Source organism: Vibrio sp. sp1 (genome assembly GCF_016920955.1).
In the GTDB taxonomy this organism is placed as follows: domain Bacteria; phylum Pseudomonadota; class Gammaproteobacteria; order Enterobacterales; family Vibrionaceae; genus Vibrio; species Vibrio alginolyticus.
This window is the reverse complement of record NZ_CP060589.1, coordinates 500413-526548: the sequence shown is the minus strand read 5'-3', so window position 1 is coordinate 526548 and position 26136 is coordinate 500413. Positions and strand designations below refer to the sequence as shown.

Below are 26136 nucleotides of genomic sequence, written 5' to 3'. Positions count from 1 at the left end.
CTAGTGGTCCCTTTTTTGATGTTTAGATTAAATGTGTCGAGATGAAGCTGGTGAGTAACTAACGAGGCTCGTTTTTGTTTTTATCTTCTTCAGCGTAGCGCTGTTTATCCAATGTGTTCAGCTTATCTAAATCGTTCTTACGGCTTTTATCCATCTGACCAAACTTCATTTTTGCGGTATATTTGAGTGCGGCAATATTACCAATGACCACGCTCAACACTACAATAATAATGACCCAAGGATTGGTTAGTATTTCTATCATAGAGCCTCCGGCGGCGTGATATTGTGAATAAATTTGGCAACGACGTTATCCAAATTATTCAGTATGACGTCAATCCCTGCAATGTTGTCGGTCTGATTTTGTTTAATCAACTGGCTTCTGAGTACATCAAGCGTCAACTGCTCGAGGCATTGCTGCCCGACAGCGCGGTGACTAATGTGCCAAGGCTCAATCGAAACGCCACCTAAATCATGCTGATAAGGGAAGAAGAAACCGAACCGACCAAGGTTGGCTTTTAACCATTGGTAGAACGCTTGCTGGTGGCCTTCAAGATACTCCCAAGGTTCCAACTTGAGTTTGGTGTCAGCAGGCAATAAATTGCGCGCATAGACATCAAAATCACAACCCCAATGATGACGACTTCCTCCGGGCAATGCCGACCAGCGCAAAATGGCCATCAATTTCTCTTCGTCATTTAACTCTGCTTTACTCAAAGGGCGGGAGTTTATGTCGAGAATTGGCAACTCACCAGAAAACTTCCCGTTCCAGATGGCTTTTTGGCGATTAAAGTCACGAAAACCACTGGCGATTTCCATTTTGAAACCTGCTTCGGTTGCGGCATTAATCATCTTCAATAAGTCATTGATTACTTTAGGGTGAAGCATAAATGCCTTTTGCCCCACTAGTGTGGATTGAAGATGGGAATCAGTGATTCCGGTGAGTTGCTCTGGTGTCATTGTGTTCTCGCTGATTACTTCGCCAATAGGTGTTTCAACGTGTTTTCGTACATGTCCGTCAACTTTTCAAGATCGTCGACTTTCACACACTCGTTCACTTTATGAATCGTAGCGTTAACAGGGCCTAACTCTACGACTTGACCTCCCATTCGAGCAATAAAACGACCATCAGACGTACCGCCAGTTGTAAGTAGCGCTGGCTTCGTATCATTGACTTCGGCCACAGCAGCTACAACCGCGTCTAGCAGTGCGCCCGTATCGGTCAGGAATGGGTCTCCGTTGAATGTCCATTTTAGGTCGTAGTCCAGCTCATGCTTGTCCAATGTTTCGGTAACACGCTGAACAATTGCGTCATTGTTAAGCTCAGTACTAAAACGTAGGTTGAACTGAACATGGAACTCGCCAGGAATAACGTTAGACGCACCAGTGCCAGCCGATACATTCGGGATCTGGAAACTAGTCGGTGGGAAGTAATCATTCCCTTTGTCCCATTCTGTCGTCGCGAGTTCATGAATCGCGAGTAGAGACTCGTGCACTGGATTGCTGGCTAGGTGAGGGTAGGCCACGTGACCTTGTGTTCCTTTTACCGTTAAATCACCAGTGATGGATCCACGGCGTCCATTTTTCACTACATCGCCAACCACGTCGGTGCTGGATGGCTCACCAACAATACACATATCGATGTTCTCACCACGTTCCATCAACGTTTCTACAACGCGAACGGTACCATTGATAAATGGCCCTTCTTCATCCGACGTAATTAAGAAGCCAATTGAGCCTTTGTGATCTGGGTTTTCGGCGATAAAGCGTTCAACTGCAACAACCATAGCGGCGAGTGACCCTTTCATGTCAGCTGCGCCTCGGCCATGCAAGTAACCATCAATAATGGTCGGTTCAAACGGATGTGTATTCCAGTGTTCCAATTTGCCAGCTGGTACCACATCGGTGTGGCCAGCAAACGCAAATAGCGGCGCTTCTGAACCACGTCGAGCCCAGAAGTTCGTGGTGTCTTCAAATACCATCACTTCAATTTCAAACCCGAGTGCTTTTAAGCGCTCGATCATCAAATCCTGACAACCTACGTCTTCCGGCGTTACGGACTGTCTACTGATCAGATCTTTAGCAAGTGCCAATACTGGACTGTCTGTCATCCTTGAGTATTCCTTTATTTAAGAGTTGAAAATGCTAGCGTATTGATCAGCTTTAAAACCGATATGAAGTTGATCATTCACTTTTAAAATTGGGCGTTTAATCATCGCAGGGTTTTCTACCAAAAGAGCGATGGCGTTTTCCTCGTTAAGTGTGTCTTTCTGCTCTTGCGCTAATTGGCGGTAGGTTGTGCCACGTTTATTGAGCACCTGTTCCCAACCTAAAGCGCGACAAAATTCACTTACCATTTCTGCATCAATGCCTTGCTTACGGTAGTCATGGAAGTCGTAAGCAATATCCTCGGCTTCTAACCATTTCTTGGCTTTTTTGATCGTATCGCAGTTGGGAATACCAAACATGGTAATCGACATAGTGTTTCCTTTTTCTTTGTTCTATTTTTCACTGGCGCGGTTAAGACGCACTTAAGTGATTTGGGCTGTTAAAGCATCCTATCAAGAAGCAATCAAACTGACAAAATGCGGTGGAAAATATTTTCAGATAGATTGAGATAACTAATGTCACATAACTTATTTACGATGAATGCGCTATAAATCGAATAAAAATTCGTCTAAATCAAATGGAAAAGTCGAGTTATTGATCAAACGCAACACCTCGCTGAGCAAAAACGAAATAATGAATCAGCACAATTTTAGGAGGTGTCAATGGAATTGAGTCCTGTTTTTGCAAGGCGGCTATATTTGGCCTTGTTGGTGGAAAACCTAGAAAGGCCGAATGTGCCAAAGTTGATCGAAAAAACGGGGTGGCCTCGTCGTACTATTCAAGATGTACTCAAGGCGTTACCTGGGATCGGCATTGAACTCATATTCGTTCAAGATGGCCGACGTCATAATGACGGCTATTATCAACTTTCAGATTGGGGGCCTTTTGATAGCCAATGGGTTCTAGAGCGGGAGAGCGATATCGCTAGCAGTCTTGGATTTCGTGCATAAGCCAGCAATTGCTGGCTTTTTTCATATTCAGGCCTCATCCATTGCAGCGGTAGGCGGAACCCAGTACGCTAAATGAAGTGATAAAATCTTGTGGGGAAACCATAAAAACGGTGTCCGCATCGATAGCCGCTGCATTGTTTTTTAAATCGTTCATCGCGCCTTGCATCATCGCGTCATTAGTCATGAAAATGTAGTTATACCAATGGCCTTCACTTCCGGTGACTTCGCCTTTGTATTCGCATCGCTCAGGGTCGAATTGCGCGTCAATGCGAATATGAACATTTTGACTTTGAGCATGAGTAAGGTGAGATGGCATCGTGCAACCCATTAGAAGCACGACAAAAAGTCCAAGTAACAGGCGTTTCATTAGCTATTTCCCCAATACTATGTAAGCAGCAAAGCCAATCCAGCTCAGGACAAGTAGTGTCCAAGGCAGTTTGCTTGATGAATGGTTTGGCGCATCGTCGGTGATATTGTCTTGTTCGATAATCTCTTCATGCTGACGTTGCTTTTCACGTTGCTGTTTTTTCTTCGCTTTATCGGCTTGGCGGTTGCGCTCTTTTTGTTGTTTCTTATATTGCGCGATGCCTTTTTCGATACCTTGAGCGATGAGCTTGGTTTGCTCTTTGGTTTGGCCGGGCTTTTGCGTGGATTTAGCAATTCTCATCGCTTCGGCTTGTGTTTCTTGAGAAGGCACAGGGGTGGCAGGAGTTCTTTTTTTCATGTTTCTCATCAACGTCGCTGTAAATCTTTGTTTAGTTTACCTGTGTAAGGTGCTGAAATGAACTTCAGTTCTCATCTTTGTTGGCTTGCAACTCTGAAACGATAGGTTAAAGTGACGTTTTTATCACATAAAGAAGAAGATGTTGTGCGCTATTCGTTTGACCAATATGACGCTCATGGATTTTTAAAGGCGCCGATCATTTTATGGGTGGGATGGATGTTTCTTGTGCGTTCATGGATGGTGTTTGCCATGGCTGGTGTAAGTCGTGATAGTGGCAGCAAGCTACTCGCTATTGTTTACCCAGATTCAAGTACGTTGTATTTAGGTTTGGCGATGGGCATTCCAAGTTTGCTTCTTATGTGGTTAATGGGGCTTCGTCATCCCGACAGAGGATGGGTAAACAGAATTACTCGCTATGGTCGCGAGATCACTTTGATCTTGTGCGGTATTCAACTTGCTCAGACCATGTATCATGTGTACCTAGAACATGGAGTGTTTAATTGGGCAAACGCCCTTACCATTACCTTATTAGCTTGGTTTATGATCTATCTTCTAAATGGAAGATGGGTAAAAGACTGTTTTCATGTGCCACAATTAGCGCACGATGAACAGCAGCATTCAAAGAATTAAAAACAATAACTTCCCACTCTGGGGCAAAGTAATAGAGGAAACCTCAATGTCACAAGCTCAAACGGCGATCGTGCCAGAAGCCGGGCCATTTGCACTGTACACTCAACTCAAAGTGAACCAAAACCGTGAAAACGTATTAGAAAAACTGAAAGCACTGCCAAAGTTGGTGGAAGAGTTAAACATTACCCAGCCGGGTGCAGCGCTGACGCTTTCTATCGCATTCACAAAATCGTTTTGGGAACACCTTAATGTAGACGCGCCAGAAGAGCTTATTGATTTTACTCAACTTGGCGAAGGTGACATCGTTGCTCCAGCAACAGACGTAGATGTACTGATTCACTGTCACTCGACTCGTCACGACTTGCATTTTTACGTGTTGCGTAAGTTCCTAGAAGAGACGGCACAAGATGTCACCATTGTGGACGAAACATATGGGTACCGTTACCTTGATGCTCGTGATATGACAGACTTCATTGATGGCACAGAAAACCCGAAAGGGGAGGCTCGCGCTGATGTGGCTCTAGTAAAAGAGGGCCCATTTGCTGGAGGTAGTTATGTCATGGCTCAACGCTTCGAACATAACCTTGCCGCTTGGAATCGCTTGAATGTCAAAGCGCAAGAAAAAGTGATTGGTCGTACCAAACCAGACTCTATAGAGCTAGAAGACGTTCCTGCTGCATCACACGTTGGTCGCGTTGATATTAAAGAAGAAGGAAAAGGTCTCAAGATTGTCCGTCATAGCTTGCCATACGGGACGGTAACAGGGCCTCATGGCCTGCTGTTTATTTCTTACTGCAATACACTTCATAACATTAAAGTGATGCTAGAAAGTATGTACGGCGTGACAGATGGTAAAACAGACCAAATGCTTCGTTTCACAAAAGCGGTAACTGGTGCGTACTTCTTCGCTCCTTCACAAGAAATGCTCGCAGAGCTAGCCATCAAGTAAGTTCTCAGACTTTATTTCTTAAGCCCTCCAATTAGAGGGCTTTTGTTTTCTATTTCTATTCCAATCTCTTTTCAAAAAACACTAAACTTTTCTGTTACTTGGTCGATAAGTATCCAAAGCCTTAATTTATTTGGAGTCTGTGTCTCGTGGCGATCACCGTTAATACCAATGTGGCAGCACTCGTCGCACAGCGTCATTTGACCAGTGCAACTGACATGCTGAACCAATCCATGGAGCGTTTGTCTTCAGGGAAGCGTATTAACAGCGCAAAGGATGACGCTGCGGGTCTGCAAATCTCCAACCGCTTGCAATCGCAAATGCGTGGTTTAGATGTTGCGGTTCGCAACGCGAATGACGGCATTTCCATCATGCAAACTGCGGAAGGCGCGATGAATGAGGTGACCAATATCATGCAACGTATGCGTGATTTGTCGCTACAGTCAGCCAATGGTTCAAACAGCAAAGCGGAGCGCACTGCACTGCAAGAAGAAGTTTCTGCTTTAAATGATGAGTTAAGTCGTATTGCAGAAACGACCTCCTTTGGCGGACGTAAATTGCTGAATGGCACATTCGGTACATCGTCTTTTCAAATCGGAGCAACGGCTGGTGAAGCGGTACAAATTGGCCTGCGGACCATGCAGCCGGAATCTTTAGGTAGCTTTTCAATGAGCTCATATCAAAGAGTCAGTTCAGATTGGACGGTTCAAAACGGAAATAATGAAATTGTTATCAGCTACCGTGATAACAATTTTGAAGAGCAGGAGATCCGTATTGAAGCTAAAGCTGGCGACGATATAGAAGAACTCGCGACTTACATTAATGGGCAAACCGATAAAGTGAAAGCGTCTGTTAATGAGGAGGGGCAACTGCAGTTACTCATGTCCCACAAGGACGCCATAAAATACCCTGGACCAACCTTCAGTGGTGGCCTGGCTGATGAGTTAGAACTTGGCAAGTATGTCACCGTAAATAGAACGGTAGATAGTATTGATATTAGCACGGTCGGTGGCGCTCAGATGGCGGTCGGCATTTTAGATGATGCTTTGAAAACGGTAGATGGCAGTCGTGCGGAGTTAGGCGCGTATCAAAACCGCTTTAATCACGCGATCAATAATCTCGATAACATCCACGAAAACTTAGCTGCTTCCAACAGTCGTATCCAAGACACTGACTACGCGAAAGAAACCACGCAAATGGTGAAGCAGCAGATTTTACAGCAGGTCAGTACTTCTATTCTTGCACAAGCAAAACAAGCGCCCAACCTAGCATTAACTTTACTTGGCTGATGAACGGCCTTGCCCGAATTTAACGTAAAACCTGCCTGTATCGACAATTCGAAAAGAAGCTTTAGCGAAAAATGAAAGTTTTTTTGCTTTTTTATCCGCTTTGTCACGATTACCCCTCCAAACGAATTATTTTCAAAAAAATCCAAAATTTTCTCTAAAGAAAACAGGGCATGCGCCGTTAATAAAAGTAACTTTGAGAGAACTACTTGGTTTTCCGAGACGTCGGAAACCGCTACACCGGAAAATCAATTGGAGAAATCACCATGGCAGTGAATGTAAACACTAACGTATCAGCGATGACCGCTCAGCGTTACCTAAACAACGCAAACTCAGCTCAACAAACTTCTATGGAGCGTTTGTCTTCAGGTTTTAAAATCAACAGCGCAAAAGATGACGCTGCGGGTCTACAAATCTCGAACCGTTTGAACGTACAAAGCCGTGGTTTGGATGTAGCGGTTCGCAACGCGAACGACGGTATCTCGATTGCACAAACTGCTGAAGGTGCAATGAACGAGACCACTAACATTCTTCAACGTATGCGTGATTTGTCTCTACAATCAGCAAACGGTTCAAACTCGAAAGCAGAACGTGTGGCGATTCAAGAAGAAGTGACCGCGCTAAACGACGAACTAAACCGTATCGCAGAAACCACTTCTTTCGGTGGTAACAAGCTACTAAACGGCACACACGGTGCGAAATCGTTCCAAATCGGTGCAGATAACGGTGAAGCAGTGATGCTTGAGCTAAAAGACATGCGTTCAGACAACAAAATGATGGGCGGTGTGAGCTACCAAGCTGAAAGTGGTAAAGGTAAAGACTGGAACGTTGCTGAAGGTAAGAACGACCTAAAAATCAACCTAACGGACAGCTACGGCCAAGAGCAAGAAATCAACATCAGCGCAAAAGCGGGTGACGATATCGAAGAGCTTGCGACTTACATTAACGGCCAAACTGACCTAGTGAAAGCCTCTGTAGACCAAGACGGTAAACTGCAAATCTTCGCTGGCAACAACAAAGTTGAGGGCGAGGTCGAGTTTTCAGGCGGTCTATCTGGTGAACTAGGTTTGGGCGAAGGTAAAAAAGTAACGGTAGATACTATCGACGTAACCTCAGTTGGTGGCGCACAAGAATCTGTTGCTATCATCGATGCAGCACTGAAATACGTAGACAGCCACCGCGCAGAGCTAGGTGCATTCCAGAACCGTTTCAACCACGCAATCAGCAACTTGGACAACATTAACGAGAACGTGAATGCGTCGAAGAGCCGTATCAAAGATACAGATTTCGCGAAAGAAACGACGGCAATGACCAAGTCACAAATTCTATCGCAAGCGTCAAGCTCAATCCTTGCGCAAGCGAAACAAGCGCCAAACTCAGCGCTAAGTCTGCTAGGTTAATTTCAAACCTAAGACGAGAACCTCATTGGCTCGTGGTGAGAGATGAGCGAGTAAACCCAGCTTCGGCTGGGTTTTTTTCTGTCTTTTGGGGCCCCAGGATTTCTGCGAATCACGACATTAGAGCTTCATCACATTTCAGTAAGCCAAAGAAAATAATCGCAAAAAATTGAAAATTTCTTCTAAAGGATATTCATCGGTCGCCGTTAAAGGGACTGAGAGAAATGAGATGTACCTAAGTGAGGTGAGAGACACGACGGTACATTCACTAAAGCCTTAAGGAGATCAATTATGGCGATTAACGTTAATACTAACGTTTCTGCGATGACTGCACAGCGTTACCTAAACCAGGCAGCTGACGGTCAACAAAAATCAATGGAGCGTTTGTCTTCGGGTTATAAAATCAATAGCGCGAAAGACGATGCTGCAGGTCTACAGATTTCAAACCGCTTGAATGCACAAAGCCGTGGCCTAGACATGGCAGTGAAAAACGCAAACGACGGTATTTCTATTGCACAGGTTGCTGAAGGTGCAATGAATGAATCTACCAACATCCTACAACGTATGCGTGATCTTTCGCTTCAATCTGCGAACGGTTCTAACTCAAAAGCAGAACGTGTAGCGATCCAAGAAGAAGTAACAGCGCTAAACGACGAGCTAAACCGTATTGCTGAAACTACCTCTTTCGGTGGTAACAAGCTTCTAAACGGTACTTACGGTACTCAATCTTTCCAAATCGGTGCGGACTCAGGTGAAGCAGTGATGCTTTCTATGGGTAACCTACGCTCAGACACTTCAGCAATGGGTGGTAAGAGCTACGCAGCAGAAGAGGGTAAAGACGCATCTTGGACTGTTGGTGAGAAAACAGAGTTCAAAATGAGCTACACCAACAAGCAGGGTGAAGAGAAAGAGCTATCAATCAGCGCTAAGCAAGGCGATGATATTGAGCAGCTAGCGACATACATCAACGGTCAAAACGATGATGTAAAAGCCTCTGTTGGCGAAGATGGCAAACTACAAGTATTTGCTTCTTCTCAAAAAGTTGAAGGTGATGTTGAGTTTTCTGGCAACCTAGCAGACGAGATCGGCTTTGGTGGCCCGAAAGACGTAACAGTGAAAGACATCGACGTAACCACAGTAGCTGGCTCTCAAGAAGCAGTAGCGGTTATCGACGGTGCTCTTAAGTCCGTAGACAGCCAACGAGCTTCACTCGGTGCTTTCCAAAACCGCTTCAACCACGCAATCAGCAACCTAGACAACATTAACGAGAACGTTAACGCGTCTAAAAGCCGTATTAAAGATACTGATTACGCGAAGGAAACCACTGCGATGACTAAGTCGCAAATTCTTCAGCAAGCAAGTACTTCAATCCTGGCTCAAGCGAAGCAGTCTCCATCTGCAGCGCTAAGCTTGTTGGGCTAAGTGGTAAACCCAGCCTGAGGTCAACACCTTAGTGCTGGGGCACCAAAGCGATAGATTCTATCGTTAGCCCATAAGGTGGAAGGGAGATTGTAATGGATATATCCTCCTACGCATCGAACATCCAGCCTTACGGCACGCCAAATGGCACAAAGTTTGCAAATAAAAATGGCAATGATATAGGCACGTCTAGCCCAGCAAATTCAAATGGTGAGATTTCGCCGCAAAAAGCGAAAAACACCGAATACGACTTCTCTGTTCAAGCTGCGCTCGAGATGGCTGAAAGCCGTCAAGAACTGAACAAAGAAGAACGTGAAAAATTGGTCGCGCAAATGAATGAATTTGTCACGTCCATAAACAAAGGAGTCGCATTTCGAGTGGATGAAGAATCCGGACGAGATGTGGTGACGATTTATGAAGCCAATACCGGTGACGTGATTCGTCAAATTCCTGATGAAGAAATGCTAGTGGTATTGCGTCGCCTAGCTGAGCACACAGCCAACAGCGGGTTGTTGACTGAAAAAGTGTAAGTCGTTTTTAGAGGTGATTTGATGAGTTTAGGCCCTTTGGGGATGTCTGGCGGCATGGATATTAATTCCATGGTCAGCAAAATTGTGGATGCCGAACGCGTACCAAAGCAGCAACGCATCGACAACGAACGCACGACAATTAATGCCAGTATCAGTGCTTACGGGCGACTCAGAGAATCATTGGATACGATGAAAAATCTCATGGCGAACTTTCGTCAGGAGAAAGCATTTGCCGTTCGCACCGTCGAAACGACCAATGACAATATTGTATCTGCCACGGCAACCACAGATGCTATCGCTGGCAAATATGCTATCGATGTGTTGCAGCTTGCTCAGAGCCATAAAGTCGCTTCTGACGTATTGCCAGAAGACGCAAAATTTGGCCCTGGTAAGCTGCAGATTTCGCTTGGTGATGAGCGTTTTAATATCGATGTTCGTTCCCGATCTAAGCTCATCGATGTCGTACGTGGCATCAATGGCGCTAAAGATAACCCTGGCGTTCGTGCATCTCTTATTAACGACGTCGAAGGTCCACGCCTTATCCTTGCTTCTAACCTCTCTGGTAAGGATCATCAAATCAGAGTCAGTGTGGAGGCAGAAAAAGGCAACCCTCTTAAATATTTCGAATACCAAACACTTGAAGACCGCGTCAACGCGCTTGAAGAAGCTCGTTCAGCGGCGGAAGATGTCTTAGGTCCTCTTAAATTTCCGGAACAACCAGCAGAAGAGCTGGATGCAAACGGCAATCCTCTACCTCCAGAAGAGCAAAAAGCGGCAGACGATGTACAAGATGATGCATCGCAAGCGCCAATCTCTGCGGCGGGTGCAGAAGCAGCCAAAGCTGGTCAAGAAGCCATTGATGAAGCCAACCGACGCGCGAGTTTACGCCCTGAAGACAGAATTCCAGGGTGGACAGAAACTGCGTCAGGTACTTTGTTGGACTCTTATGAAGAACCAGAGCTCGAACTCGACGAAAAGGCAATAGAGAAGGCACCAGATGTACCAGGCTGGAATAATGCCGCATCGGGCACCCTAACCGATTCTTACGTTACGACGAAAGAGGCTAAGCAGCTTCTTGAGCAAGAAAAAGCGGAAATCGAGCAAAAAATTGCGAGTGAAAAGCAAGCGTTAGACGAAAAAGTGGCACGTGGTGAACTTTCCGAAGCGCAAGCTAAGCAAATTCATCGCGCTAAACTTGATCCTCAAGAACGTGAGCGTCTGGAAAAAATTGATGAAGCAGAAGCGAAAATCGCAAAGGCACAATCTGCTTTTGAACAATACCTTGGAATGACAGAAGTACAAGCAGGGCAAGATTCAGAAGTTCTGCTTGATGGCGTGGCAAAGCTATCTAGCCACAACAATGTGATTGAAGATGCGATCGAAGGTGTTGATTTAACACTAAAAGGCAAATCAGAACCGAATAAACCGCCTGCTGAAATTGGTGTCGAGTACGACCGTCAAAGTGTACGCAACGATATCGAAAACTTTGTGGCAGCGTATAACTCGTTTTATCAAACCTCCCAAGCGTTGGCGAGTGTGGATCCGGTAACTGGTCAAAAAGGGCCGTTGTCAGGTGACAGCACCGTACGCAGTGCAGATTCACGATTAAAATCGGTCTTTTCTACTCGAATCGATAAGGCGCCTGAAAACCTAAAGTCCTTAACAGAATTTGGCATTACGACCACACGTCAAGGCACCCTAGAAATCAACTATGACATGCTAGATCGCCAGTTGAACAATAACTTCAACGAGTTAGAAAAGTTCTTCGGTGGCAACACAGGTTTTGCTAAACGAGTAGAAGATGCGATTCACGGTATCACAGGTATTACAGGCAGTATTCGTACTCGAGAAAAAAGTCTCACAGAACAAAACTACCGTTTGAGTGACGATCAAGCGGCATTAGATCGCCGCATGGAAAGCCTAGAGAAGCGTACTCATGCGAAGTTTACCGCGATGCAAGATGCGACCGGTAAAATGCAAGGCCAGTTAGGCGCTTTGATGAGTGCGTTGGGTTAATAAATGCAAAAAGAACTCATGGAAATTAGTGATATAGATCAACTAATTACGCAAGAATTAGAAAAAATTGATTTTAATGCTGAAGAAATTCTTCGCTTGGTCGATATCAGGGAACGGTTATTGCAAAACCTGTTACCAATTATTCATCAAAATCCTTTGGTTAAGCAGGATGCAGAGTGGCAAGCATTGCTAACTCGTACCAAAAGAATTGTCGAGCTGATGCAATCGGAAACGTCAAAGGTCGGAAAAGAGCTCCATAAGTTTCGTTATGGCCAGCGTTCACTTCAGCAGTACAAAAAATTTATTTAAAAGAGGATTACTATGCGCGGTTCTTTGCAAGCATACAAAAAGGTATCAGTCGACAGCCAGCTTAGCGCGGCTTCTCCGCACAAAGTCATTCAAATGCTTATGGCTGGTGCGATTGAGCGCCTTATTCAAGGTAAAGCAGCCATGCAAGCAGGCAATATTCCAGCAAAAGGTGAGCGCTTGGGTAAAGCGTTAGACATCATTATCGCGCTACGCAGCTGTCTATCTATGGATGACGGTGGTGATATTGCTTCAAACTTAGATTCACTGTATGAGTTTATGATCACGCAAATTTCTGCTGCTAACCATCAAAATGAGCCTCAGCTGATCGACGACGTTATCGACATTATCCGTGAGATCAAGTCCGCTTGGGACCAAATCCCAACAGAGTTTCATAATCTTACCGCTGCTGAAGTTGGTATTTAATAGTCAAAACAATGCGTTAAGATACTAGACGAATATATTTGTCAATTGCGCAACGAGTTGTGTAGCAAAGTTTCTATCAAGCTCACACCTCTCCATTGCTTGGTTGCCTTATTTTTATATTCAAATAAAATAGAAGCCATTAGTAGCCCTAATGGCTTTTTTGTTGCTGATTTTCCTATTTTGTCTATCGTAAATTGAGTGTGGTGGTTCTGCCTTCTTTAGCACCCAATTGCGCAAATCAAGGTTTGGCCGCAACGCACCTAAAATAAAGGCAATCATTCTTACTTATGCATGGTTTGGCAAAGCTGCTTGTAATTGATGATGACGCATCAAGTCGTTTAAATTTAAGCAATATATTGGAATTTGTTGGAGAAAATTGCGAAGCGGTCAGTTCTGATCAGCTCAGCGATGTTGATTGGTCTAGCGTATGGTCGTGCTGTATTGTTGGTAATATTCCAGCAGGTCAAGCGGCGAGTACGGTTATCTCTCATTTAAACAGCGCTTACCACATCCCTCTTCTAGTCATGGGCCGTTTTCCTTTGCCTGTTGATGATCTTCCAAATTTTGTTGGTGAACTAGAGCTGCCGCTTAATTACCCACAGCTTAGTGAAGCGTTACGCCACTGCAAAGATTTTCTGGGGCGAAAAGGAGTGAATGTTGTTGCTAGTGCACGCAAAAACACGCTTTTTCGCAGCTTAGTTGGTCAAAGTAGAGGTATTCAAGAAGTTCGACACCTGATTGAACAAGTATCAAACACGGAAGCAAACGTGTTGATCTTAGGTGAGTCCGGTACAGGTAAAGAAGTTGTTGCGCGTAACATCCACTATCATTCTTCATACCGCGATGGCGCATTTGTACCTATTAACTGTGGTGCAATACCGCCTGAGCTCCTAGAAAGCGAATTATTTGGTCACGAAAAAGGCGCGTTTACTGGTGCGTTAACTGCCCGTAAAGGTCGATTTGAGCTCGCAGACGGTGGCACTATCTTTCTTGATGAGATTGGCGATATGCCAATGTCGATGCAAGTAAAGTTGCTTCGTGTATTGCAAGAACGCTGCTTTGAACGTGTAGGTGGCAATAGTACCATCAAGGTAAATGTTCGAGTTGTGGCGGCGACACACCGTAATCTAGAAAATATGATTGAAGAAGGTACGTTCCGAGAAGACTTGTTCTATCGTCTGAACGTGTTTCCAATTGAGATGCCAGCGCTGAAAGAGCGCAAACAAGATATACCATTGCTGCTGCAAGAACTGATGACACGTTTAGAGGCGGAAGGCGGACAACCTATCTGCTTTACACCTCGTGCAATCAACTCACTGATGGAGCATAACTGGCCGGGCAACGTACGCGAGTTGGCTAATCTTGTTGAGCGAATGATTATTCTGTATCCAAATAGCTTGGTGGATGTAAACCATCTACCAACCAAATATCGCTACAGTGACATCCCAGAGTTCCAACCAGAGAGCAATCCATTTGTTTCGGTGGAAGAGCAAGAGCGTGATGTATTCCAAGATATCTTCTCTGAAGATTTTAGCTTTGAAGATCAAGACGACCTTGATCACAGCATGAACGCCCCGCAAGCGCTGCCACCGGAAGGGGTTAATTTGAAAGAGCTGCTGGCTGATTTAGAAGTTAATATGATCAGCCAAGCATTAGAAGCGCAGGGTGGTGTTGTAGCAAGAGCGGCCGACATGCTGGGTATGCGACGTACTACGCTGGTGGAAAAAATGCGTAAGTACAACTTACAGCGCTAGGTAAAGTGAAGTTTTTTAAGACGATATCTGAATTATCACTTGTGCTAGTTAACATCGTTTTTCTGGCATCCAAAACCGTTACCTCTGAGTGTCAACTTATTGTCGATGGCTTAACGTCCTGATAAATATAAAAAATAGCTTGGTACGCTAATTGCTTACCAAGCTATTTTAGTTTTAGCGGCGATATTTCGACAGGCAGTAATGGATAACAACACCAATCAATCCCATTTAGATTCCGTAGAGAATCAGGTTGAGCGCTACAAACAGGTGCTCGATGTGATGCCTGCTGGAGTGATTTTGCTCGATACGTACGGAGTAGTGCGTGAAGCAAATCCAGAAGCGCACCGAATTCTTGAGATTCCACTGGTTAACGAAAAATGGTTCAACGTTATTCAGGCGGTGTTTGACCCACGTGAAGATGATGGCCATGAAGTTTCCCTGCGGAATGGCCGTAAAGTTCGACTCGCCATCTCGGCGTCCACAACAGGTCAATTGATCCTGATTACCGATTTAACCGAAACCCGTTTACTTCAAGCTCGTGTCAGTGATTTACAGCGCTTATCGTCGTTAGGACGTATGGTTGCGTCGCTTGCTCACCAAGTAAGAACGCCGCTGTCGAGCGCTATGTTATATGCATCCAATTTGGGAGCGCCAAATCTTCCTCCAGCGACAAAAGATCGCTTCCAAACCAAATTAATGGATCGACTGCACGATTTGGAAAAGCAGGTTAATGATATGCTGCTTTTTGCTAAAGGTGGTGATAATAAAGTCATTAAGCCATTCACGATTGCCCAGTTGGTAGCGGAATATCAGCCGATGGTCGAAACCGCGCTAAAAAACAACAGTATTGATTACTGCCTAGAAGTTGAAGAAGAACAAACTGAGCTACTAGGCAATGCGAACGCCATTGCATCTGCATTAAGTAATCTGGTCATGAATGCGATTCAAATGTCTGGTAAAGAATCGCAAGTCGATATTTTTTTCCGCCCGGTAAATGGTGAGTTACGCATTTCTGTGCAAGACAGCGGACCGGGTGTGCCCGAAGAACTGCAAGCCAAAATCATGGAGCCATTTTTTACCACACGTTCTCAAGGAACTGGATTAGGGTTGGCAGTTGTTCAAATGGTTTGCCGTGCCCATGACGGTCGATTGGAACTTATTTCAGAGCAGGGTGATGGAGCCTGCTTCACCATGTGCATTCCGCTAGAGCGAGTGCAAACAGAAGCGCAATAAGCGGCTTTTGGTAATAACAATTTCTGGAGAATCATAATGGCGCAAAGCAAAGTGCTGATCGTAGAAGACGATGAAGGTCTTCGTGAAGCCCTAGTCGATACTCTGGCTCTGGCAGGGTATGAGTGGTTGGAAGCGGACTGTGCTGAAGATGCACTGTTAAAGCTGAAATCGAATACGGTTGATATCGTCGTTTCTGATGTGCAAATGGCGGGTATGGGTGGCTTAGCTCTGCTCAAAAGCATCAAGCAGAATTGGCCTAACTTACCAGTATTGCTAATGACGGCGTACGCCAACATTGAAGATGCCGTGTCTGCAATGAAAGATGGCGCGATCGACTACATGGCGAAACCATTTGCACCAGAAGTGTTGCTAAATATGGTCAGTCGTTATGCACCGATAAAAAGTGATGACAACGGTGACGCTATCGTTGCTGATGAGAAAAGTCTACGTTTACTCGCGTTGGCCGATAAAGTGGCACGTACAGATGCGAATGTTATGGTGCTAGGTCCGAGTGGCTCAGGTAAAGAAGTGATGTCGCGCTATATTCACAACGCGTCAAATCGTAAAAATGGTCCTTTTGTCGCAATTAACTGTGCCGCGATTCCTGACAATATGCTCGAAGCAACACTGTTTGGCTATGAAAAGGGCGCATTTACTGGTGCTGTTCAGGCATGCCCAGGAAAGTTTGAACAAGCACAAGGTGGCACAATCTTGCTTGATGAAATCAGCGAAATGGACTTGAACCTGCAAGCGAAGTTATTGCGTGTTTTGCAAGAGCGAGAAGTAGAGCGCCTAGGCAGTCGCAAAAGCATCAAGTTAGATGTTCGTGTGTTAGCGACGAGTAACCGTGATCTTAAGCAATACGTGTCAGAAGGAAACTTCAGAGAGGACTTATATTACCGCCTGAATGTATTCCCAATTGCGTGGCCTGCGCTTAAAGAACGTAAAGGCGATATTGCACCGCTTGCCAAGCATCTTGCTGAGCGTCATTGCAGCAAAATGGGCATGCCAGTGCCTCAATTCTCGACCGTTGCGTTAGAAAAACTATTGCAATACCCTTGGCCGGGTAATGTTCGTGAATTGGATAACGTGGTTCAACGAGCGCTGATATTAAGTGAAAATGGCGACATCGATGCAGAGCACATTTTGCTCGAGGGCGTAGATTGGCAAGATGCCAATAGCTTGCAACACGTGGTGCAAAATGCAGATATGGTCGTGCCCAATGTTAAGCCAGTTGCTCAAGCTGAGAGTGTCAGCCGCCCAGTAACTGGTGGAGAAGGCTTAGGCAGCGAGCTGCGCGATCAAGAATACGCCATTATTTTGGAGACTTTGGTTGAGTGTAATGGTCGACGCAAAGAAATGGCGGAGAAACTGGGTATAAGCCCTCGAACCTTGCGCTATAAGCTTGCCAAAATGCGTGATGCTGGTATAGATATCCCGAATTAACACAGACAACGGCCATAAGACAAAAAGTGTAAGTAAATTGATTGCTAATGTCTTATGGCACGTTAATTGCTGTGTCAATAATCAGTTTTGTTAATAGTCAATCTTTTGGCTTAGAGGTGCTAATGAAAATTGATGGTATTCAGGCAGAAATGCGCGCCATGATGGTAGAAGCAACCAATACGGCTCCTACTGCAAGTGGGGCGAAAGTTGGAGCGGATTTTAACGATCTCCTAACTAAAGCCATCAATAACGTGAACACACTTCAAAAAGCATCTGGTGATTTACAAACCCGTTTTGATCGTGGTGATGCCGATGTATCCCTTTCTGACGTTATGATCGCTCGTAACAAGTCTAGTGTCGCTTTTGATGCGACGGTTCAAATTCGCAATAAACTCGTTGAGGCATATAAAGACCTCATGAACATGCCAGTGTAATTTAGGTAATAAGTGTGGCAGACAAGTCTACAGATTTAACCGTCACTGAAGGCGGCTCAGATGGTGCACTGGTAGCAAGTTCCGATGTGGATGTGGAGAGTCAAAATCCAGATCTAGAGGAGCGCAGTGCGTCAAAATTCGATATGGCAGTGGGCGACCTCGATTTACTTCGTCAGGTTGTGCTTGTGCTGTCGATATCCATCTGTGTTGCATTGATCGTGATGCTGTTCTTTTGGGTCAAAGAACCGGAAATGCGCCCACTTGGTGCGTATGAGACCGAAGAATTGATCCCCGTTCTGGATTATCTGGACCAGCAGAAAATCAATTATAAGCTTGATGGCAATACTGTTTCTGTTGAATCGAGTGAGTACAACTCGATCAAACTTGGCATGGTTCGTTCCGGCGTTAACCAAGCTACAGAAGCAGGCGATGATATTTTGCTGCAAGACATGGGCTTTGGTGTTTCACAACGTCTTGAGCAAGAGCGTCTGAAACTCAGTCGAGAGCGCCAATTAGCTCAAGCAATTGAAGAGATGAAGCAAGTTCGCAAAGCACGAGTGTTATTGGCACTGCCAAAGCACAGCGTGTTTGTGCGTCATAACCAAGAAGCGTCTGCGTCGGTATTTTTGACATTGTCGACAGGCACTAACCTTAAGCAGCAAGAAGTGGATTCTATTGTCGACATGGTAGCGAGTGCCGTGCCGGGAATGAAAACTTCTCGAATTACCGTCACAGATCAGCATGGCCGCTTACTCAGCTCAGGCTCCCAAGATCCTGCTTCTGCGGCACGACGCAAAGAACAAGAATTAGAACGCAGCCAAGAGCAAGCGCTGCGCGAAAAAATTGATTCCGTACTATTACCGATTTTAGGTTATGGCAACTATACGGCGCAGGTTGATATCCAAATGGATTTCAGTGCGGTTGAACAAACTCGCAAACGCTTTGATCCGAACACCCCTGCGACCCGCAGTGAGTACGCACTCGAAGATTACAATAACGGTAACATGGTAGCGGGTATTCCGGGTGCGTTGAGTAATCAGCCTCCAGCGGATGCCTCAATTCCGCAAGATGTGGCTCAAATGAAAGATGGTTCTGTCATGGGGCAGGGGTCAGTTCGTAAAGAGTCCACGCGTAACTTTGAGCTAGATACCACCATCAGCCACGAGCGAAAGCAGACCGGGACGGTGGCTCGTCAGACCGTTTCTGTTGCGATTAAAGACCGTCGTCAAGTTAACCCTGATACGGGTGAAGTGACTTATACCCCAATGTCCGAATCTGAAATCAATGCCATTCGCCAAGTATTAATTGGTACCGTTGGCTTTGATCAAGGTCGTGGCGATTTACTGAATGTATTGAGTGTAAAGTTTGCTGAGCCAGAGGCTGAGCAGCTAGAAGAACCACCAATTTGGGAGCACCCTAACTTCAGTGATTGGGTTCGTTGGTTCGCAAGTGCATTAGTGATTATTGTGGTTGTGTTGGTTCTGGTTCGCCCAGCAATGAAGAAATTGCTTAACCCTACCAGCGATGATGAAGACGAAATGTACGGACCAGACGGCTTGCCGATTGGTGCGGATGGTGAAACTAGCTTGATTGGCAGTGACATCGAAAGCAGCGAACTGTTCGAGTTTGGCTCAAGTATTGATTTGCCAAACCTTCATAAAGATGAAGATGTATTGAAAGCGGTTCGCGCTCTGGTTGCGAATGAACCTGAACTGGCTGCTCAAGTAGTGAAAAACTGGATGAATGACAATGGCTAACGATATCGTACCTAAAGATGACAACGCCGCGGGAATGCCAGTAGAGCTGGATGTTTCAACCATTACTGGCGAAGAAAAAGCGGCAATTTTGCTACTGAGCCTTAATGAACAAGATGCAGCTGGCATTATCCGTCACCTAGAACCAAAACAGGTTCAGCGTGTTGGTAGTGCGATGGCTCGCGCGAAGGATCTCAGCCAAGACAAGGTATCTGCTGTTCATCGTGCGTTTTTGGAGGATATCCAGAAATACACCAACATTGGTATGGGCAGCGAAGACTTTATGCGTAATGCACTGGTTGCCGCTCTTGGTGAAGACAAAGCCAACAACTTAGTTGACCAGATCCTACTTGGTACGGGCTCAAAAGGCTTGGATTCTTTGAAATGGATGGACCCACGCCAAGTGGCGAGCATTATCGTCAATGAACACCCACAGATTCAAACTATCGTACTGTCTTATTTAGAAGCAGACCAATCTGCAGAGATTTTGTCTCAGTTCCCTGAGCGCGTGCGTTTGGATCTGATGATGCGTATTGCCAACCTTGAAGAAGTTCAGCCATCAGCATTGGCAGAGTTGAACGAAATCATGGAGAAACAGTTCGCGGGTCAAGCGGGTGCACAAGCAGCCAAAATTGGCGGCCTGAAAGCAGCAGCGGAGATCATGAACTACCTAGACAACAACGTCGAAGGTTTGTTAATGGAACAAATTCGCGATCAGGACGAAGACATGGCGACGCAAATCCAAGACCTAATGTTTGTCTTCGAAAACTTAGTCGAAGTGGACGACCAAGGTATTCAGAAGTTGCTGCGTGACGTACCACAAGACGTGTTGCAAAAAGCACTCAAAGGTGCAGATGACTCGTTACGTGAGAAAGTCTTCAAGAACATGTCTAAACGTGCTGCTGATATGATGCGTGATGATATAGAAGCGATGCCGCCAGTACGAGTGGCAGATGTAGAAGCCGCTCAGAAAGAAATCTTAGCAATTGCCCGTCGAATGGCGGATGCTGGTGAGCTCATGTTGTCTGGCGGTGCTGACGAATTCTTATAATTTCTATTGCTTCGCAATTATCCTATTGCGGAGCACCCTCACTTCTTAATCGAACACACAATAGGTAACCCATGGCTGGCGATAGAAAACGTGGATTTATCCGTCCTGATGAAGATGATTCGATGATCGAACCTCAACGTTGGGGGCTGCCTGATTATGGCGAGCCTAAAGCCAAACAAGCAAAACAAACCGCGTTCAACTATGACCCGGGATGGGTGCCGAATTTTGATGAGCCTGAAGAAGAGCAGCCACTTGCGCTAACTGAAGAGCAAATTGAACTGATTAAGCAAGGTGCTTATCAAGAAGGCTTACATCAAGGTCAGGAAGCTGGCTTTAAGCAAGGTTACGACAAAGGTAAAGAAGAAGGGTTGCAAGCCGGCCATGCTGAAGGTCTCGAGCTCGGAAAAGCTGAAGGGGTAACTGCAGGGCAAGAATACATTCAGCAGCAAGTTGAAACTTTTATGAACTTGGCCAATCAGTTTGCTCAACCTTTGGAGTTGATGAATGCTCAGGTTGAAAAGCAGCTGGTGGATATGGTGCTCTGCTTAGTTAAAGAAGTGGTGCACGTTGAAGTACAAACCAACCCTCAAATTATTTTAGATACAGTGAAGCAGTCGGTTGAAGCGCTACCAATATCAGGCCACCCTATTACCTTGCACCTGAATCCAGAAGATGTCGCGATTATTCGTTCAGCTTATGGTGAAGAAGACCTTGATTGTCGCAACTGGACGTTAGTTGCTGAACCATCGCTCAATCGAGGTGACGTCCAGATTGAAGCCGGTGAATCAAGCATTAATTATCGCATGGAAGAACGCGTCAAAAGCGTATTGCACAGCTTTTGTGGCGCAAACCGTCATCAAGAGGGTGAGTAATCCATGCAAGCACTCGCTGACCGCTTAAAAAGCTACAAAGTTGAAGGCCTTACGACGCGCCCTGTCGCCTCTGGCAAACTGGTGCGTGTGGTTGGGTTAACGTTGGAAGCGACCGGCTGTCGCGCACCAATTGGCAGTTTATGCTTAGTGGAAACCATGTCAGGTCAGATGGAAGCCGAGGTTGTCGGCTTTTCAGGTGACAACCTATTTTTAATGCCAAGCGAACAAATTACGGGCATTTTACCTGGCGCGAGAGTCACCCCTTTAACCAGTGACGCTGGTTTGCCTGTCGGCATGGAGTTACTTGGGCGCGTGATAGACGGGGTTGGGAATCCACTTGATGGACTTGGCCCTTTGTATACCGATCACCGTGCCTCTTTTAATGCCGAGCCGATCAACCCGTTGGCTCGAAAACCAATTTCTGAACCGCTCGATGTTGGCCTAAAAGCCATCAATGGTTTGTTGACGGTTGGTAAAGGTCAGCGTATCGGTCTGTTTGCAGGTTCTGGTGTGGGTAAATCGGTCACGCTTGGCATGATGACGCGAGGTACCACCGCACAGGTTGTGGTCGTCGGTCTGATAGGTGAGCGTGGACGTGAAGTTAAAGAATTCATCGAAGAGATCTTGGGTGAGGACGGTCGTCGCCGCTCAGTGGTGGTCGCGGCGCCTGCCGATGCTTCACCTCTAATGCGCTTAAAGGGGTGCCAAACGGCATTAACGATTGCTGAATACTTCCGGGACCAAGGGTTAGATGTTCTGCTATTGATGGACTCGTTGACTCGTTTTGCACAAGCACAGCGTGAAATCGCACTTTCTGTTGGTGAGCCGCCAGCGACGAAAGGCTACCCGCCTTCTGTATTTGCCAAGCTGCCAGCGCTGGTTGAGCGAGCGGGTAATGGAAGTGCCGAACAAGGCTCGATTACGGCGTTCTTTACCGTGTTGACCGAAGGGGATGATTTGCAAGATCCGATAGCGGACGCATCGCGAGCCATTCTTGATGGCCATATTGTACTTTCTCGTGAAATGGCGGATGCTGGCCATTATCCGGCGATTGATGTCGAGAAGTCGGTGAGCCGTGTTATGCCGCAAATCACGACCGAAGAGCACGTTCTGATGTCAAAAGCGGTGCGACAGGTCTTGTCTATTTGTCGCAAGAATCAAGATTTGGTCTCGATTGGAGCGTACAAACCGGGTACCGATCCTGCTATTGATGGCGCATTTACTTTGAAACCGAAGTTAGACGAATACTTGCAGCAGAGCATGAAAGAATCGGTGCCATACGATATGTGCGTCAATATGCTTAGAAACATTTTGGGTGGGTGATAGCGCGTGAATAATGCGATGGAGTTTCTACTTGAGCAAACTAAGGATCGTGAAGACCAAGCTGTGCTTGCACTGAACAAAGCGCGTTCTGAACTCGAAGATTATTACCGTCAGGTTGAACAAATTGAAAAGTATCGGCTTGATTATTGCCAGCAACTCGTCGACCGTGGTCAGGCGGGCCTAACGGCAAGTCAATATGGACACCTAAATCGATTCCTTACCCAGCTAGATGAAACTTTATCTAAGCAAAAGCAAGCAGAAAGTCATTTCAAAGAGCAGGTTGAAAACTGTAAAGAATATTGGTTAACCGTGCGTAAAGAACGCAAATCCTATGAGTGGATGATAGACAAACGCGAAAAAGAGAAACAACTTGCTGAAGCTAAGCGCGAACAAAAGCAAATGGACGAGTTTTCCACCTTACTTTACAGTCGAAAACCACATCGTTTCTAAAGGTTATCGGTTCGATATTGCATTACGGTGTTGCAGTTGACTACATCTCTACCGATTCAAGTAAGGTAACTTTGATTGAGTCTTGTTCAATTAGCTCAAATACCTTCGGTCGAATCTCGCGAACCCACCACTCGTTGTATGTTTTTTCGTAGAGAGCCTGGCGTGCTTGTTCATTGTCGAACTCTCTAAGCCAAACAAAATAGTCATGTCCATCATCACCAGTGTGGACGTAAGTATTCAGTACACGCATGCCTTGTGAGCGTTGATAGGGCAACAGTTCTTCCTTCATCCAACTTAGCCACTGTTCTGTTTTGCCTGCTCTGATTCTATATTGGCGTAATTCTGTGATCTTCAAAGTGATTCCTTAATTGTTAAGTCAAATGTCTGTTTACGCTTATCGTTTTTCAAAGTCAATCAAGTAGCTGTACATCATGTTAGGAACCAGGTTATCGGATAGTATTGTTGATGTTTGTTCCATAAACATGCCATCTATTAGCTTGCCGAGAATTGGCCCAATATTGTGGTGTGATTTTTGCATTTTAGCTGTCAGTGTCGGGTCTTTTTGACCTTAGTTTGCCGCCAGTATTGCTGCCTGCCAGCGATATACTCAGAGCCACGAGAACGAGAGTTTCTAAATGAGTGTGAATTTGTCCCATGTATCTGCGACTACCAAGACGCCAGTTTCTGATGTGTCCGCTAAAGCGTCCGCAGAGAGCACTGAGAGCAAGGGATTTTTAGAAACGTTAACCGATGCGTTTGCTGGTAAACAAAAGCCCGAAAAAGTAGCAACAGAATCGACAGTGGTTGAAGAAAAAGAAAGAGCGGATGTAGGCAGTACTTCTTCTGCTAACGTCTCGGACGAATTGTTGGCGCAAGAAAGCCAAGAATCCGTCAGTGACGAGACCCATGGTTTTGATGAAATATCAGCAAACAAACCGAATGCAACCTTAAGTGAAGAAGCAAGTTTACAAAAGGCGAGTAACAGCACACCTTTGGAGAATGATGTTGAAGCTATTGAAAAAGTGAAATCAACATCAATCGATACGAGCAACCCATCAAATACAGTGGACGTAAAAAGCACGATGGGCGAAGGACAACAGCTTCTTGGTCGAATTGAACAAGCGAATCAAACCCTGAATGCGAGTAATGCATCCATCGATAGTGGCAAAGTTTTGCCTCAGAGCGCGAATTTAGTGCATTCGTTCCACGAGCAAGCAACCGTTTCGACACACCTTGATGAGCTGGCTTTGAATGAAACGCCATCAGTTCATTCGCTTGAACAAGCACAGATGATCCCAGGACAAGACTTAGAGCCAATTTTAGATAAGAATGGTCAACCTATCGATGTCGACAAACTTTCGCCTGAGTTTGCTGCTTGGCAAGAGCTAGCGAAACAAGCCAGCCATCCGACGGATAAGAGCGCAGTCAGTGGTGAAGTAGCTAATGATCTGTCGCCGTTGTTAACAGACGTTGATGGTTCCAACATCGACGCGCTTCCACGAGTCTCCTTGGATGAGCTTGAAGTTATAGATACTAAGTTGGCGCAAGGAAAACCACTGACTCAGCAAGAAGCTCAGATCATTGAAGGGTTGAAACAAGGAAGGATCACGGCGGATATTCCTGATCAAGACCTTGCCCAATTTGTTGCGCTCCCTAATGACATTAAACAGATTCTCGCAGAGCAACAAGTACAACATAATTTAACTCGCCAGGCTGGACCTATGGCAGTGTCTCAGCAAATCCAGCATACAGCGGCTCAAGTACCCCAGCCACAAACTGCTCATAGTGGAGATAAAGTCGCATTATCTCCAACGCCTGATACGTTGATAGCCGCGCAAGTGCCGACGTCGCTTCAAGGTGTGAAAGACGGAGAGATTAGCCAGAAAGTGATGAACGCAGCATTGGCGACTGGTGCGCTAAAGGCGACTGCTGATAAACAAGATAAGCCGGACCTCCAACACGGTTTCGCTGGACAGCTTCAGGCTATGGCAGGTCAGCAAGGGATTAATGTACAGCAACAAGCGCGTATTGATGCTGCACAACAAGCTCAGCTTCCGTTGCAACTAACTAAAGAGCTAGCCAACGAGCAAGTTGCGGAAAAAGTGCAAATGATGATGTCGAAGAATCTGAAAAATCTCGATATTCGTCTTGATCCACCAGAGTTAGGTCGTATGCAAATTCGTATGACCATGAATAACGACGTTGCCAATGTACATTTTACAGTGAACAACCCGCAAGCTCGTGACATTATTGAACAGACGCTCCCTCGTTTGAGAGAAATGCTAGCGCAACAAGGTATGCAGCTGGCTGATTCTTCCGTCCAGCAACAAAACAGCGGGCAACAGCAAGGTAGGTATACTGCTGAACAACATGGTCAAAGCGCGCAAAGTGGCGGTTTTTCTGGACAGTCCGAAGAGGGTTTTGAATCTGATGTCAATCTGGATTTGAATGTCGCTTCAAAGCGTGATGGAATTAGTTTTTACGCATAAAAGGCCGTTTAACGGCAATGGCATACGGTTACCAAGCAACTCACTAAAACGTCTTGGTAACTCAAAAGAACAATAAGAGACAAGAATGGCAGAAGAACAGTTACAAGGGGCCGATGCGCCGAAAGGAAAAAGCAAGTTACTTATCATCATCATCGCTGTTGTAGTATTACTACTTGGTGGCGGGGCAGCGGCATTTTTTCTAATGGGCTCTGATGAACCTGCTCAGGCTGAATCGTCTCAACAGGCTCAAGTGAAGGCATCGGATGCTGCGCCCATCGCGTATGTGAATCTTCCTCAGGCATTTGTATTTAACGTTACTGGGGATAGCCGCGATAGGTTGGTTCAAATTAAAGCGCAGTTAATGGTTCGCGGTGCAGAAAATGAAGAGTTGGCGCGGTATCATTCGCCACTGATTGAAAGCTCTATGCTATCAACGTTTGCTTCCGCGACGGTTGATCAATTGCGCTCTCCTACAGGACGAGTGGAATTGCGCGATCGTGCTTCCGAAGATATCAAAGCAGCGCTGAATGCTGCGGTCGGTAAGCCAGTGATTGAAAAAGTACTGTTTACAGATTTTGTTATTCAATAGGTAAA

28 protein-coding genes are annotated in these 26136 nt (G+C 45.7%); 21 read left to right on the top strand and 7 right to left on the bottom strand.

The genetic code is table 11. From position 1 onward, the window contains the following. Positions 1 to 58 precede the first annotated feature (58 nt). Genes H9L11_RS02470 through H9L11_RS02455 form a run of 4 tightly spaced genes read right to left on the bottom strand, consistent with a single transcriptional unit; the run spans position 59 to position 2477 of the window. Complete coding sequence (locus tag H9L11_RS02470; RefSeq protein ID WP_005380425.1) at positions 59 to 262, bottom strand: DUF2897 family protein; 204 nt, start codon at positions 260 to 262, stop codon at positions 59 to 61. Beyond that, complete coding sequence (locus H9L11_RS02465) at positions 259 to 957, bottom strand: M15 family metallopeptidase (protein WP_205390974.1); 699 nt, start codon at positions 955 to 957, stop codon at positions 259 to 261. Before H9L11_RS02465 ends, H9L11_RS02470 begins: the two co-directional genes overlap by 4 nt. 14 nt (positions 958 to 971) lie before the next feature. Continuing rightward, a complete protein-coding gene (gene dapE / locus H9L11_RS02460) occupies positions 972 to 2108 on the bottom strand; it encodes a succinyl-diaminopimelate desuccinylase (protein WP_205390973.1) in 1137 nt (378 codons plus the stop codon). An 18-nt stretch (positions 2109 to 2126) separates the two neighbouring features. Then, the gene (locus tag H9L11_RS02455) at positions 2127 to 2477 is read right to left on the bottom strand and encodes an ArsC family reductase (protein WP_005380431.1); all 351 of its coding nucleotides are present in this window, start codon (positions 2475 to 2477) and stop codon (positions 2127 to 2129) included. 291 nt (positions 2478 to 2768) lie between these two features. Here H9L11_RS02455 and H9L11_RS02450 point away from each other — a divergent pair, with 291 nt between their 5' ends. Further along, positions 2769 to 3056, top strand: coding sequence for a helix-turn-helix domain-containing protein (locus H9L11_RS02450; RefSeq protein WP_033907100.1), 288 nt, complete (start codon positions 2769 to 2771; stop codon positions 3054 to 3056). A 34-nt stretch (positions 3057 to 3090) separates the two neighbouring features. Here the strand turns inward: H9L11_RS02450 and H9L11_RS02445 are convergent, their stop codons facing one another. Beyond that, positions 3091 to 3423, bottom strand: a complete 333-nt coding sequence (locus tag H9L11_RS02445; RefSeq protein WP_033907101.1) for a DUF4156 domain-containing protein — start codon at positions 3421 to 3423, stop codon at positions 3091 to 3093. 3 nt (positions 3424 to 3426) lie between these two features. Continuing rightward, on the bottom strand, positions 3427 to 3780 hold the full coding sequence (locus H9L11_RS02440) for a DUF2956 domain-containing protein (protein WP_005380437.1): 354 nt from the start codon (positions 3778 to 3780) through the stop codon (positions 3427 to 3429). 144 nt (positions 3781 to 3924) lie between these two features. Between H9L11_RS02440 and H9L11_RS02435 the strand changes: the two genes are divergently transcribed. The 18 genes from H9L11_RS02435 to fliJ all read left to right on the top strand — a co-directional run bounded on the left by H9L11_RS02435 (position 3925) and on the right by fliJ (position 23053). Continuing rightward, positions 3925 to 4410, top strand: a complete 486-nt coding sequence (locus tag H9L11_RS02435; protein ID WP_033907115.1) for a DUF2919 domain-containing protein — start codon at positions 3925 to 3927, stop codon at positions 4408 to 4410. Between the two features lie 46 nt (positions 4411 to 4456). Next, positions 4457 to 5359 carry a Dyp-type peroxidase gene (locus H9L11_RS02430; protein ID WP_033907102.1) on the top strand — a complete coding sequence of 301 codons (903 nt, stop codon included), beginning with the start codon at positions 4457 to 4459 and terminating at the stop codon, positions 5357 to 5359. A 146-nt stretch (positions 5360 to 5505) separates the two neighbouring features. Next, on the top strand, positions 5506 to 6645 hold the full coding sequence (locus H9L11_RS02425) for a flagellin (RefSeq protein ID WP_005380443.1): 1140 nt from the start codon (positions 5506 to 5508) through the stop codon (positions 6643 to 6645). A gap of 263 nt (positions 6646 to 6908) precedes the next feature. Continuing rightward, positions 6909 to 8042: a flagellin gene (locus H9L11_RS02420; RefSeq protein WP_005380447.1), complete on the top strand. Its 1134-nt coding sequence runs from the start codon at positions 6909 to 6911 to the stop codon at positions 8040 to 8042. 288 nt (positions 8043 to 8330) lie between these two features. Beyond that, positions 8331 to 9461, top strand: coding sequence for a flagellin (locus H9L11_RS02415; RefSeq protein WP_005380449.1), 1131 nt, complete (start codon positions 8331 to 8333; stop codon positions 9459 to 9461). Positions 9462 to 9553: 92 nt separating this feature from the next. Continuing rightward, entirely contained in the window at positions 9554 to 9988 is a 435-nt protein-coding gene (gene flaG, locus H9L11_RS02410) for a flagellar protein FlaG (protein ID WP_005380451.1), read from the top strand. A 21-nt stretch (positions 9989 to 10009) separates the two neighbouring features. Then, entirely contained in the window at positions 10010 to 12004 is a 1995-nt protein-coding gene (fliD, locus tag H9L11_RS02405) for a flagellar filament capping protein FliD (RefSeq protein ID WP_005384492.1), read from the top strand. Between the two features lie 3 nt (positions 12005 to 12007). Then, positions 12008 to 12313 carry a flagellar protein FliT gene (locus H9L11_RS02400; protein ID WP_005380456.1) on the top strand — a complete coding sequence of 102 codons (306 nt, stop codon included), beginning with the start codon at positions 12008 to 12010 and terminating at the stop codon, positions 12311 to 12313. Positions 12314 to 12325: 12 nt separating this feature from the next. Next, the gene (fliS, locus tag H9L11_RS02395; RefSeq protein WP_005380457.1) at positions 12326 to 12736 is read left to right on the top strand and encodes a flagellar export chaperone FliS; all 411 of its coding nucleotides are present in this window, start codon (positions 12326 to 12328) and stop codon (positions 12734 to 12736) included. A 287-nt stretch (positions 12737 to 13023) separates the two neighbouring features. Further along, positions 13024 to 14490, top strand: coding sequence for a sigma-54 dependent transcriptional regulator (locus H9L11_RS02390; protein WP_005384490.1), 1467 nt, complete (start codon positions 13024 to 13026; stop codon positions 14488 to 14490). A gap of 201 nt (positions 14491 to 14691) precedes the next feature. Continuing rightward, complete coding sequence (locus H9L11_RS02385; RefSeq protein WP_005380459.1) at positions 14692 to 15723, top strand: ATP-binding protein; 1032 nt, start codon at positions 14692 to 14694, stop codon at positions 15721 to 15723. Positions 15724 to 15759: 36 nt separating this feature from the next. Continuing rightward, positions 15760 to 17169 carry a sigma-54 dependent transcriptional regulator gene (locus H9L11_RS02380; protein WP_005394318.1) on the top strand — a complete coding sequence of 470 codons (1410 nt, stop codon included), beginning with the start codon at positions 15760 to 15762 and terminating at the stop codon, positions 17167 to 17169. A 122-nt stretch (positions 17170 to 17291) separates the two neighbouring features. Further along, on the top strand, positions 17292 to 17603 hold the full coding sequence (gene fliE, locus H9L11_RS02375; protein ID WP_005384482.1) for a flagellar hook-basal body complex protein FliE: 312 nt from the start codon (positions 17292 to 17294) through the stop codon (positions 17601 to 17603). Between the two features lie 14 nt (positions 17604 to 17617). Beyond that, positions 17618 to 19360 (top strand): flagellar basal-body MS-ring/collar protein FliF, encoded by a 1743-nt coding sequence (fliF, locus tag H9L11_RS02370; protein ID WP_005380462.1) that lies wholly within the window; start codon positions 17618 to 17620, stop codon positions 19358 to 19360. After that, positions 19353 to 20408, top strand: a complete 1056-nt coding sequence (fliG, locus tag H9L11_RS02365; protein WP_205390972.1) for a flagellar motor switch protein FliG — start codon at positions 19353 to 19355, stop codon at positions 20406 to 20408. Before fliF ends, fliG begins: the two co-directional genes overlap by 8 nt. 71 nt (positions 20409 to 20479) lie before the next feature. Beyond that, complete coding sequence (gene fliH / locus H9L11_RS02360) at positions 20480 to 21280, top strand: flagellar assembly protein FliH (RefSeq protein WP_005380472.1); 801 nt, start codon at positions 20480 to 20482, stop codon at positions 21278 to 21280. 3 nt (positions 21281 to 21283) lie between these two features. Further along, positions 21284 to 22603 carry a flagellar protein export ATPase FliI gene (gene fliI, locus H9L11_RS02355; RefSeq protein ID WP_005384474.1) on the top strand — a complete coding sequence of 440 codons (1320 nt, stop codon included), beginning with the start codon at positions 21284 to 21286 and terminating at the stop codon, positions 22601 to 22603. 6 nt (positions 22604 to 22609) lie between these two features. Then, positions 22610 to 23053 carry a flagellar export protein FliJ gene (fliJ, locus tag H9L11_RS02350; protein WP_005380474.1) on the top strand — a complete coding sequence of 148 codons (444 nt, stop codon included), beginning with the start codon at positions 22610 to 22612 and terminating at the stop codon, positions 23051 to 23053. Between the two features lie 40 nt (positions 23054 to 23093). Here fliJ and H9L11_RS02345 read toward each other — a convergent pair whose 3' ends face one another. Further along, positions 23094 to 23408: an NIPSNAP family protein gene (locus H9L11_RS02345; RefSeq protein WP_005380475.1), complete on the bottom strand. Its 315-nt coding sequence runs from the start codon at positions 23406 to 23408 to the stop codon at positions 23094 to 23096. Positions 23409 to 23688: 280 nt separating this feature from the next. Here H9L11_RS02345 and H9L11_RS02340 point away from each other — a divergent pair, with 280 nt between their 5' ends. Both H9L11_RS02340 and fliL read left to right on the top strand, forming a co-directional pair. Next, entirely contained in the window at positions 23689 to 25542 is a 1854-nt protein-coding gene (locus tag H9L11_RS02340; protein WP_033907109.1) for a flagellar hook-length control protein FliK, read from the top strand. Positions 25543 to 25627: 85 nt separating this feature from the next. Continuing rightward, positions 25628 to 26131, top strand: a complete 504-nt coding sequence (fliL, locus tag H9L11_RS02335) for a flagellar basal body-associated protein FliL (RefSeq protein WP_005380477.1) — start codon at positions 25628 to 25630, stop codon at positions 26129 to 26131. The last annotated feature ends 5 nt before the right edge of the window (positions 26132 to 26136 follow it).

Coding starts and splice junctions, on each gene's coding strand:
- H9L11_RS02400 (WP_005380456.1), top strand. CDS start 12,008: ATGCAAAAAGAACTCATGGAAATTAGTGATATAGATCAACTAATTACG.
- H9L11_RS02445 (WP_033907101.1), bottom strand. CDS start 3,423: ATGAAACGCCTGTTACTTGGACTTTTTGTCGTGCTTCTAATGGGTTGC.
- flaG (WP_005380451.1), top strand. CDS start 9,554: ATGGATATATCCTCCTACGCATCGAACATCCAGCCTTACGGCACGCCA.
- H9L11_RS02470 (WP_005380425.1), bottom strand. CDS start 262: ATGATAGAAATACTAACCAATCCTTGGGTCATTATTATTGTAGTGTTG.
- H9L11_RS02420 (WP_005380447.1), top strand. CDS start 6,909: ATGGCAGTGAATGTAAACACTAACGTATCAGCGATGACCGCTCAGCGT.
- H9L11_RS02385 (WP_005380459.1), top strand. CDS start 14,692: ATGGATAACAACACCAATCAATCCCATTTAGATTCCGTAGAGAATCAG.
- H9L11_RS02390 (WP_005384490.1), top strand. CDS start 13,024: ATGCATGGTTTGGCAAAGCTGCTTGTAATTGATGATGACGCATCAAGT.
- H9L11_RS02380 (WP_005394318.1), top strand. CDS start 15,760: ATGGCGCAAAGCAAAGTGCTGATCGTAGAAGACGATGAAGGTCTTCGT.
- fliI (WP_005384474.1), top strand. CDS start 21,284: ATGCAAGCACTCGCTGACCGCTTAAAAAGCTACAAAGTTGAAGGCCTT.
- H9L11_RS02415 (WP_005380449.1), top strand. CDS start 8,331: ATGGCGATTAACGTTAATACTAACGTTTCTGCGATGACTGCACAGCGT.
- H9L11_RS02340 (WP_033907109.1), top strand. CDS start 23,689: ATGAGTGTGAATTTGTCCCATGTATCTGCGACTACCAAGACGCCAGTT.
- H9L11_RS02465 (WP_205390974.1), bottom strand. CDS start 957: ATGACACCAGAGCAACTCACCGGAATCACTGATTCCCATCTTCAATCC.
- fliG (WP_205390972.1), top strand. CDS start 19,353: ATGGCTAACGATATCGTACCTAAAGATGACAACGCCGCGGGAATGCCA.
- H9L11_RS02440 (WP_005380437.1), bottom strand. CDS start 3,780: ATGAAAAAAAGAACTCCTGCCACCCCTGTGCCTTCTCAAGAAACACAA.
- fliS (WP_005380457.1), top strand. CDS start 12,326: ATGCGCGGTTCTTTGCAAGCATACAAAAAGGTATCAGTCGACAGCCAG.
- fliH (WP_005380472.1), top strand. CDS start 20,480: ATGGCTGGCGATAGAAAACGTGGATTTATCCGTCCTGATGAAGATGAT.
- H9L11_RS02450 (WP_033907100.1), top strand. CDS start 2,769: ATGGAATTGAGTCCTGTTTTTGCAAGGCGGCTATATTTGGCCTTGTTG.
- H9L11_RS02455 (WP_005380431.1), bottom strand. CDS start 2,477: ATGTCGATTACCATGTTTGGTATTCCCAACTGCGATACGATCAAAAAA.
- fliE (WP_005384482.1), top strand. CDS start 17,292: ATGAAAATTGATGGTATTCAGGCAGAAATGCGCGCCATGATGGTAGAA.
- fliL (WP_005380477.1), top strand. CDS start 25,628: ATGGCAGAAGAACAGTTACAAGGGGCCGATGCGCCGAAAGGAAAAAGC.
- H9L11_RS02430 (WP_033907102.1), top strand. CDS start 4,457: ATGTCACAAGCTCAAACGGCGATCGTGCCAGAAGCCGGGCCATTTGCA.
- fliD (WP_005384492.1), top strand. CDS start 10,010: ATGAGTTTAGGCCCTTTGGGGATGTCTGGCGGCATGGATATTAATTCC.
- dapE (WP_205390973.1), bottom strand. CDS start 2,108: ATGACAGACAGTCCAGTATTGGCACTTGCTAAAGATCTGATCAGTAGA.